This window comes from Vibrio fujianensis (assembly GCF_002749895.1).
Lineage (GTDB): Bacteria > Pseudomonadota > Gammaproteobacteria > Enterobacterales > Vibrionaceae > Vibrio > Vibrio fujianensis.
This window is the reverse complement of the sequence record NZ_NBUS01000033.1, coordinates 5343-17638: the sequence shown is the minus strand read 5'-3', so window position 1 is coordinate 17638 and position 12296 is coordinate 5343. Positions and strand designations below refer to the sequence as shown.

The 12296-nt window shown below is 44.4% G+C and carries 8 protein-coding genes; 2 read left to right on the top strand and 6 right to left on the bottom strand.

What is annotated here, in order from left to right:
* Nucleotides 1-679: murein hydrolase activator EnvC family protein (locus tag B7C60_RS17480; protein ID WP_245868391.1), on the top strand; the 679-nt coding region annotated here is incomplete at its 5' end.
* 9 nt (nucleotides 680-688) lie between these two features.
* Here the strand turns inward: B7C60_RS17480 and B7C60_RS01575 are convergent.
* The 4 genes from B7C60_RS01575 to nudC form a co-directional block, all read right to left on the bottom strand.
* Nucleotides 689-1648 carry an acetyltransferase gene (locus tag B7C60_RS01575; protein ID WP_099610139.1) on the bottom strand — a complete coding sequence of 320 codons (960 nt, stop codon included), beginning with the start codon at nucleotides 1646-1648 and terminating at the stop codon, nucleotides 689-691.
* A gap of 91 nt (nucleotides 1649-1739) precedes the next feature.
* Entirely contained in the window at nucleotides 1740-2375 is a 636-nt protein-coding gene (locus B7C60_RS01570) for a TetR/AcrR family transcriptional regulator (RefSeq protein ID WP_099610138.1), read from the bottom strand.
* Nucleotides 2376-2500: 125 nt separating this feature from the next.
* Nucleotides 2501-3565 (bottom strand): uroporphyrinogen decarboxylase, encoded by a 1065-nt coding sequence (gene hemE / locus B7C60_RS01565; protein ID WP_099610137.1) that lies wholly within the window; start codon nucleotides 3563-3565, stop codon nucleotides 2501-2503.
* A gap of 217 nt (nucleotides 3566-3782) precedes the next feature.
* On the bottom strand, nucleotides 3783-4607 hold the full coding sequence (gene nudC / locus B7C60_RS01560) for an NAD(+) diphosphatase (protein WP_099610136.1): 825 nt from the start codon (nucleotides 4605-4607) through the stop codon (nucleotides 3783-3785).
* 178 nt (nucleotides 4608-4785) lie between these two features.
* Between nudC and rsd the strand changes: the two genes are divergently transcribed.
* Nucleotides 4786-5274: a sigma D regulator gene (gene rsd / locus B7C60_RS01555; RefSeq protein ID WP_099610135.1), complete on the top strand. Its 489-nt coding sequence runs from the start codon at nucleotides 4786-4788 to the stop codon at nucleotides 5272-5274.
* Nucleotides 5275-5364: 90 nt separating this feature from the next.
* Here rsd and rpoC read toward each other — a convergent pair whose 3' ends face one another.
* Complete coding sequence (gene rpoC, locus B7C60_RS01550) at nucleotides 5365-9567, bottom strand: DNA-directed RNA polymerase subunit beta' (RefSeq protein WP_099610158.1); 4203 nt, start codon at nucleotides 9565-9567, stop codon at nucleotides 5365-5367.
* Nucleotides 9568-9667: 100 nt separating this feature from the next.
* Nucleotides 9668-12296 (bottom strand): DNA-directed RNA polymerase subunit beta (gene rpoB / locus B7C60_RS01545; protein WP_245868390.1); only part of this gene is annotated, 2629 nt, incomplete at its 5' end.

Sequence of the window (12296 nt, the reverse complement as noted above, 5' to 3'; positions counted from 1 at the left end):
AAGTCGCTCGGCAATGATTCAGCAACTGGAAGCCACTCGCCAAACACTAAACGAAAATGAACACCAACTCCAGTTGGAACGGGAACAAATCACCACGCTACTACAGCAACAAACACAAAAGCGCGATCAATTAAGCAAGACTCAACAAAAACGACAACAGACCATTACCTCAATTAGCAAAAGCATCTCTGGCGATAAAGTCTATCTGGCGGAATTACAACGTAATGAAACTCGCTTAAAAGCGGAAATAGCTAAAGCCGCCAAACGCAATGCAGTCCCCATGGATGGACTTGCCAAACAACGAGGTAAACTACCTTGGCCGATTCAAGGGCAGGTTTTACATCAATTTGGTGAGCGACAAACCGGACAAGTGGATTGGAAAGGGATGGTGATTAATGCTAGTTATGGCCAAGCTGTTAAGGCGGTTTATCCCGGAACCGTTGTCTTTGCCGAGTATTTAAGAGGTTATGGATTAGTTATTTTACTCGATCATGGTCAAGGTGATATGACACTATATGGTTATAACCAATCACTGATGAAAAAAGAAGGCGACAAAGTAGCAGCTGGGGAAACACTTGCACTGGCAGGTGATACTGGCGGACAAACACGCCCAGCCTTATATTTTGAAATCCGCCGTAACAGTAAAGCAGAAAACCCCCGCCATTGGCTCACTCGTTAATTGTGTAGATTAAGCTTGGTAGTAGTTTTCAACGCTTGAAATTAATTGAGTAATATCTTGTTTAGATAATCGATTAATTCCACCAGCAGCCTCACGCCCACCACCAGAGGAAAACTGAGCACAAACCGTGCCTGCACCTTGCTTATTGACTAATGGCGCTCGCAATGAAACGGTATAGCTGTCACTGTCTAACCGAGTGAGTACTAAATGCGCCTTTTGATGTTGTTGGTTTGCGAGCAAATTACTGTATACCCCACTCACCCGATGCGATAACGCTTCCGCTGGCAATTCGAAAACACGTAATACACGACTTTCATAATACGCAGGGACAGCAAGGACTTGCTCCATATCTTGTTGATAACACTGATCTAATATGGAATAAGGAGAGAGAGGCTCAGCAATCAGCTCAAATGGAGAAGGATAGTCAAGTAAAGCACGGAATAAATCCGCTGGGTGATAATGTAAATCTTGCAGTGATTGCCCATAACCATTGTAATTGATTAAGGTGCCTAATCGCTTTAACTGCTCTGATTGCAAGCTCGTTAAACCGGCTAAGCCAGCGAGATGATCCCCGATTTCAAGTAAATTATCGCCGTACGCAGCAGTAATCGCCCAATGGTGATATTGTCCATTTAGCAGACGATCAATAATCAATCCAGTACAAGTATTTGCACTTAAATCAATCGCTGTCGTAAGGTTCGGATGAATAGGGATAGGGCCCGTTTGGTGATGGTCGGCGTAAAAAACCTGTGCCCCACTATCCAAAATTCGCTGTAAATCTAGCACATTTTTTGCCAGTGAAAGATCCAAAACGGTAAGACTGTCTGCTGATGTTACGGATAAAGACTGTAATAATTGAATATCTCGCTTAACCCCGGTGATCAATTGACTATTACACGGATTAGCCAGACGTAGCTGTAACAGCGCTATGATACCGTCGGCATCACCATTAAACACATCATAATGCATGGCGAAACAACCAAAGTAGGAGAATGAATAGCAATAATGTAGGGTGATTACGCATGAACAAGCAAGATAAAAAAGTTATATCTCATTGCAATTAGACATGCATAATCCGCACGCCATCTTCTAATAATTGCAGTTGTTCTAATCCTTGTTCGGTCGCATTCGATTTCATGACAGAAATAATTTGTAGCATGCCTTGGTGAATAACCGATTCGGTAATTTTTGAACTTAAAGACATCGCCGATTGATAAGTCAACCAACTTGAAGCAATCAAATGTAAAGTTGTCACCATTTTTTTCATGTCATCATGCTCAAGTTTTAACAGTTTCATCTCAACAAATACCTGCATAATGTCAACTAAATTCGACTGTAGCTTTGCTTGTACTTGAATATAGTCATTATGCAACGGCTCATCTCGCTGCAAAATTTCCGGTAAATTGGCGTAAAAGAAACGGTATTTCCACATTAACGTAAAAATTGAATCAAAATAGTGCTTCAAAAGCGTAAGGCTTTCATAAGGCCGCTGCCAAGGAGTAAAACGTTCTATTAATTCCGCAGAATAAAGCGCAAAGATCTCTCGTACGATTTCTTGTTTATTACGAAAATGATAATAGAGATTGCCCGGGCTAATCTCTATATGGGCAGCAATATGATTGGTTGTGATGGATCTTTCTCCATGTTCATTAAATAATGCTAAGGCTGCATGAACAATTCGATCTTTTGTTTTCATCTATCGTCGACATTCTTATTTAAAGGGGTTATCTAAGAGTATAAATGAGCCGAATAAGTAAGTCCGTTCAGCACATAAAACGATGTTTGACTTAAAAAACGCCTGACCAGCAGGCGTTGAATCCTTTATTGATGGAATGGTCTAGACAGTTCATGCACCGCATCGACAAAAACACCGGCATTTTCTGGTGGAACATCCAAATGAATACCATGCCCCAAGTTAAAGACATGTCCCGTTCCTTGACCAAACCCTTGTAAAATCGTTGCAACTTCGTCGCGAATTCGCTCATGAGGAGCATACAGCATAGATGGATCCATATTCCCCTGTAAGGCGACTTTATCACCCACTCGCTCTTTTGCATCGGCAATATTAATTGTCCAATCAAGGCCGATTGCGTCGCACCCTGTGGCGGCAATTTGCTCTAACCACATGCCGCCATTTTTGGTAAACAGAGTGACAGGAACCTGACGACCATCATGTTCACGAATCAAACCGTCAACGATTTTATGCATATAGCGTAGTGAAAAATCTTGGTAATCACGTGGCGTTAAAACACCACCCCAAGTATCAAAAACCATCACTGACTGCGCCCCGGCTTTGATTTGCGCATTTAAATAGTCGACGACGCTATCCGCTAATTTATCCAATAATAAGTGTAACGTTTGCGGCTCAGCGTACATCATTTTTTTGATCTTTGTGAAGGCTTTCGAACTTCCACCTTCAACCATATAAGTTGCCAAAGTCCAAGGACTACCTGAAAAACCGATGAGAGGGACTTCACCTTTTAGATCTTTTTTGATCTGACGAACCGCATTCATGACATAACGTAATTCGCCTTCAGGATCAGGCATTATGAGTTTTTCAACATCTTGCTTACAAGCTATCGGACGTTTGAATTTTGGCCCTTCTCCCGCTTCAAAGTAAAGCCCTAATCCCATCGCATCCGGAATCGTCAAAATATCAGAAAATAAGATTGCTGCATCAAGAGAAAAGCGACGTAACGGCTGTAATGTGACTTCAGAAGCGAGCTCTGCATTTTTACATAGTGACAGAAAATCCCCAGCTTGAGCGCGAGTCGCCCGATATTCAGGCAAATAACGTCCGGCTTGACGCATCATCCATACCGGAGTGTAATCGACAGGTTGCTTGAGTAATGCACGCAAATAGCGGTCATTTTTTAATTCAGTCATGGTTTATCCACTTCTCTTATTTGGCTGTATTTTATTAAGTATTCTAACATTGATTTCACTTCCATCGTGGGAAGCTTTGCAACCGAGATCAAGTTATTCACCTTTAAATCAATGCTTAATTTGCGTACTCCCTCATTCAATGTTACAAATTTGTTTGCTAGCGAAAACTACAATAATAACTGAGTGTTATTCTGACTCAGCATCTCATAACGACATCTTACTTACCCCCTCCCACTGTGGAGGGTTTTTTTTGGCTAATTGATCCGACAGTCTCTTGCTGTATAGTGACAAGAGTATGCTCAATTAAGCTTCTAGCGATTGTACCTTTCGGAGCCAGGGGTGGTAAGCTTTGTGCAGAAAACCATTGTGCGTCAGTTAATTCAGAATAATCTGGCTTTAATTCTCCAGAGGCATAGTCCGCTAAAAAAGCCATCATCATACTGGAAGGAAAGGGCCATGGCTGACTGCCAAAATAGCGGATATTTTTAACCAATATACCGGTTTCTTCTTTGATTTCTCTAGCAACACACTGCTCTAAGGTTTCACCTGCTTCAACAAACCCAGCGATGACGGTATACATGCCATTACGGTGACGAGGATGCTGAGCAAGTAGAATTTGCTGCTGATGACGAACCGCAACAATGATGCAGGGGAAAATACGTGGATAATGCAGGGTTCGACATTCCTGACATTGCATTGCCAATTGATGGTGATTAAGGTAATTGCGTCCACCACATTGAGGGCAAAATCGCATGGTTTGGCTCATATGGCCATATTGAATCGCTTTACTCGCCATTAAGAACAGAGAATCATCGAAATGCAACAATTCACGTAAATGAGTCATTTCTAAGGTGCAATCAATTTCTTGAGCATTGATCCAATATATCGGAACCTCCTGTTGATAACCGATAAGCACTGCCTGTGATGAAGGTAGATTCCACTGCTCAGCGCAGCCTTGTGGGATCGTATCGTTCACCGTCCAGATCTCACTTCCTGATACCACACACCAATAAGCCGATTTTTGATCACTATTTTCTAACATACTCACTCCTGATCGCTTGCAGTTCAACCATTTTACTGGCAATCTAATTTCATACCAGAGTTTGTAGTCATTTGATTTCCATGCCTATAAATTCTTGTTTAAGCAAAGGATGGTGGTCTTCACCACACATATGCAGACACGATCATCAAATCGATGATCCGATCATGAGGGCGTGGCCATGCTAAAGAAGTTAAAAAAAACACAAGAACAATGGGGTGGTTCAAGTGATGTCATCGATCACTGGTTAGATAAACGGCAGCAGTTGCTAGTTGAATATTGCCAACTGGCAGTAACAGCGCCGCTACCCGATAATCAGGCCTTTAGTGAGCTCCCCTCTCTGCAAGCAATACAATACTTTAGCCAAGAGCTCGTCGATTATATCTCTGAAGGCCACTTCAAAATCTATGATATGGTCATGAACAAGTGGCAAGCCACTGGATTTAAGGCAACCGATGAAATCAACCAAACTTATGCTCAAATAACTCAGACTAATGATCCGTTACTAAATTTTGCTGACCGTTATGCTACGCTCAGTGGCGAAGATGATCTTGAGTCTTTTGATGATGATCTATCAAAGGTCGGAGAAGTGCTCGAATCACGATTTGAATTGGAAGATTATCTAATTCAGTTAATTGCTGATAGTTTATCAATTCCACCTGGAGCATAAAGCTTCGTTGGCGCTGTTTTCCAACTTACTCCATGGTTCCAAACCAAATAAAAAGGCACCCGAAGGTGCCTTTTTTCATTCAACTATTGATTACTCATTAGAAGAAAAACCAGCATTTAGCAAAGCAGCAAGGTTATCTGTTGCTTGCTCAGCCGATGGGCCTTCTTTTTCTACTTGACGCTTAGCTTGACGATCTTGATGGTACGCAAAGCCGGTACCTGCTGGGATCAGACGGCCAACGATAACGTTCTCTTTCAGACCACGCAAATCATCTCGTTTACCCGATACGGCAGCCTCGGTCAGTACTCGTGTCGTTTCTTGGAATGATGCGGCAGAAATGAACGATTCAGTCGCCAAAGAAGCTTTGGTAATACCCAGTAACTCACGTTCAAAACGTGCAGGCTCTTTACCTTCAGACTCTAACTGACGATTAGCAATCTTCACTTGTGAGTATTCCACTTGCTCACCAGGTAAGAATTCAGAATCACCAGCATGAGTAATCGTACACTTACGCAGCATCTGACGAACGATAGTTTCAATGTGTTTATCGTTAATCTTAACGCCTTGTAAGCGATAGACTTCTTGAACTTCGTTAGCGATGTACGTCGTTACCGCATGGATACCACGCAAACGCAGAATATCATGTGGAGACTCTGGGCCATCAGCAATAACATCACCACGTTCAATACGCTCACCTTCAAACACGTTGAGCTGACGATGCTTAGGAATCATCTCCTCGTAAGTATCACCACCATCACGTGTGATAACCAAGCGACGCTTACCTTTGGTTTCTTTACCAAATGAAACGGTACCGGTGTGTTCTGCCAAAATGGCAGGCTCTTTCGGTTTACGCGCTTCAAATAAGTCAGCAACGCGAGGCAGACCACCGGTAATATCTTTGTTGCCGCCAGATTTCTGAGGAATCCGCGCCAGTGTATCACCAATGTTTACTTCTGCACCGTCTTCGATATTGACAATCGCTTTACCAGGTAGGAAATATTGTGCTGGCATATCAGTGCCAGGAATCAATACATCTTTTCCTTTTTCATCAACCAATTTAATCGCAGGACGCATATCTTTACCCGCTGCAGGGCGCGCCGCAGGTTCAGTCACTTCACTTGAAGATAGACCGGTTAGATCATCGGTTTGACGAGAAACAGTCACACCATCGATCATATCAACAAATTGAATACGACCAGCTACCTCAGTAATGATAGGGAGTGTATGTGCTTCCCAGTTAGCAATAACTTCACCAACATCAACAGCTTGATTATCAGCTTTGCTTAATAACGAACCGTATGGCAGTTTGTGTTTCTCTTTAGTACGACCAAACTCATCAATAATAGTCAGTTCAGAAGCACGTGATGTGATCACTAACTTACCATTTTTATTGGTTACGAACTTCGCGTTATGCAGCTTCACCGAACCTTTGTTCTTCGCTTGAATGCTGTTTTCTGCTGCTGCAGTCGATGCTGCACCACCGATGTGGAACGTACGCATCGTCAACTGTGTACCTGGTTCACCGATAGACTGAGCGGCAATAACACCGACAGCTTCGCCTTGGTTCACTAAATGACCACGAGCCAAATCACGACCATAACACAGAGCGCAACAACCAAAGTCAGCGTCACAGGTTACGACTGAACGAACACGGATACTGTCAACTGAGTTATCGTTCAGGATCTGACACCATTTCTCATCCAACAGCGTGTTACGCGGCACAAGCACTTCTTCTGTACCTGGTTTCAGAATATCTTCTGCAACCACACGACCAAGAGCAAGCTCAGTTAGCGGAACTTTAACGTCACCACCCTCAATGTGAGGCATCATATCAACGCCTTCATGAGTACCACAGTCGTGCTCAGTAACCACAACATCTTGTGCTACATCCACTAAACGACGAGTCAAATAACCCGAGTTCGCGGTTTTCAATGCGGTATCAGCTAGACCCTTACGCGCACCGTGGGTTGAGATAAAGTACTGAAGTACGTTCAGACCTTCTTTAAAGTTCGCGGTAATTGGCGTTTCAATAATCGAGCCATCCGGACGAGCCATTAGACCACGCATACCCGCAAGCTGACGAATCTGCGCCGCAGAACCACGAGCACCCGAGTCAGCCATCATATAGATGCTGTTAAACGATTCTTGACGTTCTTGCTCACCGTCGCGGTTGACAACCAGTTCAGATGAAAGGTTTTCCATCATCGCTTTCGCAACGCGATCATTGGTTGATGCCCAAATATCAATCACTTTGTTGTAGCGTTCACCAGCAGTTACCAAACCTGACTGGAATTGCTCTTGAATTTCACGGACTTCTTCTTCCGCTTCAGCAATTTCAGTATATTTAGCGGCTGGTACAACCATATCATCGATACCAACAGACACACCTGATAGTGCAGCATAAGCAAAGCCGGTATACATGATTTGGTCGGCAAAAATTACCGTATCTTTTAGACCAAGCTTACGATAAGCCTCGTTGAGTAGGTTAGAAATTTGCTTCTTACCTAACTTCTGGTTCACGATACTAAATGGCAGACCTTTCGGTACGATTTGCCATAACATGGCACGACCAACCGTGGTATCAACCATCTTAGTTTCAGTGGTACTGTTACCGTCTTCATCGACAACGGTTTCAGTGATACGTACTTTTACGCGAGCATGCAGTTCAGCGCTCTTCGTACGATATGCCTTTTCGGCCTCAGCTGGGCCAGCAAGGTACATCCCCTCGCCTTTGGCATTGATCTTTTCACGCGTCATATAGTACAAGCCCAATACAACGTCCTGTGAAGGAACGATGATCGGATCACCGGATGCTGGCGACAGAATATTGTTAGTCGACATCATTAGGGTACGCGCTTCAAGCTGTGCTTCTAGTGTTAGAGGCACGTGAACCGCCATTTGGTCACCATCGAAGTCCGCGTTGTACGCCGCACAAACGAGTGGGTGTAACTGAATGGCTTTGCCTTCGATCAGTACTGGTTCAAACGCTTGGATACCTAGACGGTGCAGTGTCGGTGCACGGTTGAGTAGCACTGGGTGTTCGCGGATAACTTCATCTAAGATATCCCAAACGACCGCTTCTTCACGCTCAACCATTTTCTTCGCAGCTTTGATTGTCGTCGCTAGGCCACGAGTCTCTAACTTGCTGTAAATGAATGGTTTGAATAGCTCAAGTGCCATCTTCTTAGGAAGACCACACTGGTGTAGACGAAGGTATGGACCGACTGTGATTACTGAACGGCCAGAGTAGTCTACACGTTTACCTAGCAGGTTCTGACGGAAACGACCTTGCTTACCCTTGATCATATCAGCAAGAGATTTCAACGGACGCTTGTTTGAACCTGTGATCGCGCGGCCGCGACGACCGTTGTCGAGTAGTGCGTCAACAGACTCTTGCAACATACGTTTTTCGTTACGTACGATGATGTCCGGAGCAGCAAGCTCTAGTAGGCGCTTCAAACGGTTGTTACGGTTGATTACGCGACGGTATAGGTCGTTCAGATCAGACGTCGCAAAGCGACCACCGTCTAGTGGTACTAGAGGACGTAGATCTGGCGGAAGTACCGGAAGCACCGTCAAAATCATCCACTCTGGCTTGTTACCAGAGGCCAGGAATGCTTCAACCAGCTTCAAACGTTTAGTGACTTTTTTGCGCTTAGTTTCAGAGTTCGTCGTCTCTAATTCTTCACGCATCTGCTCTGTTTCCACTTGCAAATCCATGGACGATAAGAGATCTTTAATCGCTTCCGCACCCATTTTTGCCGTGAATTCATCGCCCCACTCTTCCAAGCGATCCAGATACTCTTCTTCAGTCAGCATCTGACCGCGTTCAAGATCTGTCATGCCCGGTTCAGTCACTACGTACATTTCGAAGTAAAGAACACGTTCGATATCACGTAAAGGCATATCCATTAATAAACCAATGCGCGATGGCAATGATTTTAAGAACCAGATGTGTGCAACCGGTGAAGCAAGCTCGATGTGGCCCATACGGTCACGACGAACTTTAGTCTGGGTTACTTCAACGCCACACTTCTCACAAATCACACCACGGTGTTTCAGACGCTTATATTTGCCACAAAGACATTCGTAGTCTTTTACCGGACCAAAAATACGCGCACAGAACAGACCATCACGTTCAGGCTTGAACGTACGATAGTTGATCGTTTCAGGTTTTTTCACTTCACCAAAAGACCATGAACGGATCATGTCTGGTGAAGATAGACCGATTTTGATTGCATCAAATTCTTCAGTCTTATGCTGTGCTTTTAGAAAGTTTAATAAGTCTTTCACAATCAGCTCCTGTAAGGAGTTAAAAGGGCCCGCTGCGTAATGTAGCGAGCACCTTCCTACCAGAAAACCAGTTTGGTCCCCCATAGGGGAACCTTAAGGTTTACTCTTCGTCTTCTAACTCGATGTTGATACCTAGCGAGCGAATCTCTTTTAACAGAACGTTAAACGATTCTGGCATACCAGGTTCCATCGCGTGGTTACCATCTACGATGTTCTTATACATCTTCGTCCGGCCGTTAACGTCATCAGACTTAACGGTGAGCATTTCTTGTAGTGTATAAGCTGCACCATAAGCTTCTAATGCCCACACTTCCATCTCACCGAAACGTTGACCACCGAACTGGGCTTTACCGCCCAATGGCTGTTGAGTGACCAAGCTGTAAGAACCCGTTGAACGCGCATGCATTTTATCGTCCACTAAGTGGTTCAATTTCAGCATGTACATATAACCAACCGTTACAGGACGTTCGAAAGCATCACCTGTGCGACCATCAAACAGAGTTAACTGTCCTGATGTTGGTAAATCAGCCAATTGCAACATAGCTTTGATAGAAGTTTCATTCGCGCCATCAAAAACAGGAGTTGCTACTGGTAAACCATTTCGCAAGTTATTTGCCAAGGTACGAACTTCATCGTCCGATAATGTGGCAATGTCTACTTTCTGACGGGTTTCACCCAGATCATACACTTTTTGCAAGAATTCACGCAGTTTAGCTAATTCTTGCTGCTCTTTGATCATCTGGTTGATCTTGTCACCAATACCTTTCGCCGCCAAACCTAAGTGAACTTCTAAGATCTGACCAATGTTCATCCGCGATGGTACACCTAGTGGGTTCAGTACGATATCGACAGGTTGACCATTTTCATCGTAAGGCATGTCTTCAACAGGGTTGATCTTCGAGATAACACCTTTGTTACCATGACGACCCGCCATTTTATCACCAGGTTGAATGCGACGTTTGACCGCTAAATAAACTTTGACGATCTTCAGTACGCCCGGTGCTAAATCATCACCTTGAGTAATCTTACGGCGTTTAGCTTCAAATTTCTTATCGAAATCAGCCTTTAGCTCATCCCATTGTTCAGCAAGCTGCTCTAGCTGAGATTGTAGCTCGTCATCGGCCAGTGTTTGCTCAAGCCATTTTTTACGTTCAATCGCATCTAATTTCGCTTCAGAGTAACCACCCGCTAGCAATACAGAACGAACACGAGCAAGCAAACCACCTTCCAGAATCTGGAATTCTTCGGTTAGATCTTTCTTCGCTTCTTTTAACTGCATGTGCTCGATTTCAAGCGCACGTTTGTCTTTTTCTACACCATCGCGAGTAAAGACTTGCACGTCGATAACCGTACCAGCAACAGAGTTTGGAACACGTAATGACGTATCTTTTACATCAGATGCTTTCTCACCAAAGATAGCACGCAAAAGTTTCTCTTCTGGCGTTAGCTGAGTTTCACCTTTTGGTGTTACTTTACCAACCAGAATGTCGCCGCCTTTCACTTCTGCACCGATGTATACGATGCCAGACTCATCTAGTTTAGACAGTGCAGCTTCACCAACGTTTGGAATATCTGCAGTGATCTCTTCGGCACCCAGCTTAGTATCACGAGCCACACAAGACAGTTCTTGAATATGAATAGTGGTAAAGCGGTCATCTTGAACTACGCGTTCGGAAACTAAGATCGAGTCTTCGAAGTTGTAACCATTCCAAGGCATGAATGCGATACGCATATTTTGGCCAAGAGCCAATTCGCCAAGGTCAGTTGAAGGACCGTCTGCTAGTACGTCACCACGAGCCACCGGTTCACCTGGCATCACACATGGACGCTGGTTGATACAAGTGTTCTGGTTAGAACGGGTGTATTTGGTCAGATTGTAGATGTCGATACCTGCTTCACCAGGAATTAACTCTTCTTCGTTTACTTTGACAACAATACGTGAAGCATCAACCGACTGGATCATACCACCACGTTTCGCTACCGCAGTTACGCCAGAGTCAACCGCTACATTGCGCTCAATACCGGTACCAACAAGTGGTTTCTCTGAGCGTAGAGTTGGAACCGCCTGACGTTGCATGTTCGCACCCATCAAAGCACGGTTCGCATCATCGTGTTCTAGGAACGGAATGAGTGATGCTGCAATAGAAACCACTTGGTTCGTCGCAACATCCATGTAGTCAACATGTTCACGAGGATGCAGGCCAGATTCGCCTTTTTGACGCGCCGTAATCAGCTCATCAGCAAAACGGTTTTCATCGGTCAATTTTGCGTTCGCCTGAGCGATAACAAATTGGCCTTCTTCGATTGCAGACAAGTAATCGACTTCATCCGTCACCACACCATCAACTACACGGCGATAAGGCGTTTCTAAGAAACCGTACTCATTGCAACGTGCAAACGCAGACAAAGAGTTAATCAAACCGATGTTTGGACCTTCCGGTGTTTCGATTGGACACAGACGACCATAGTGCGTTACGTGTACGTCACGAACTTCGAAACCAGCACGCTCACGAGTCAGACCGCCAGGGCCCAATGCAGAAATACGACGCTTGTGCGTGACTTCTGACAGCGGGTTGTTCTGATCCATAAATTGAGAGAGCTGAGAAGAACCAAAGAATTCTTTAACAGCAGCAGAAATCGGTTTCGCATTGATCAGATCTTGTGGCATCACATTATCAAGATCGCCTAGACTTAGACGTTCTTTCACTGCACGTTCAACACGAACAAGC

Coding starts and splice junctions, on each gene's coding strand:
- hemE (WP_099610137.1), bottom strand. CDS start 3,565: ATGACTGAATTAAAAAATGACCGCTATTTGCGTGCATTACTCAAGCAA.
- nudC (WP_099610136.1), bottom strand. CDS start 4,607: ATGTTAGAAAATAGTGATCAAAAATCGGCTTATTGGTGTGTGGTATCA.
- B7C60_RS01575 (WP_099610139.1), bottom strand. CDS start 1,648: ATGCATTATGATGTGTTTAATGGTGATGCCGACGGTATCATAGCGCTG.
- B7C60_RS01570 (WP_099610138.1), bottom strand. CDS start 2,375: ATGAAAACAAAAGATCGAATTGTTCATGCAGCCTTAGCATTATTTAAT.
- rsd (WP_099610135.1), top strand. CDS start 4,786: ATGCTAAAGAAGTTAAAAAAAACACAAGAACAATGGGGTGGTTCAAGT.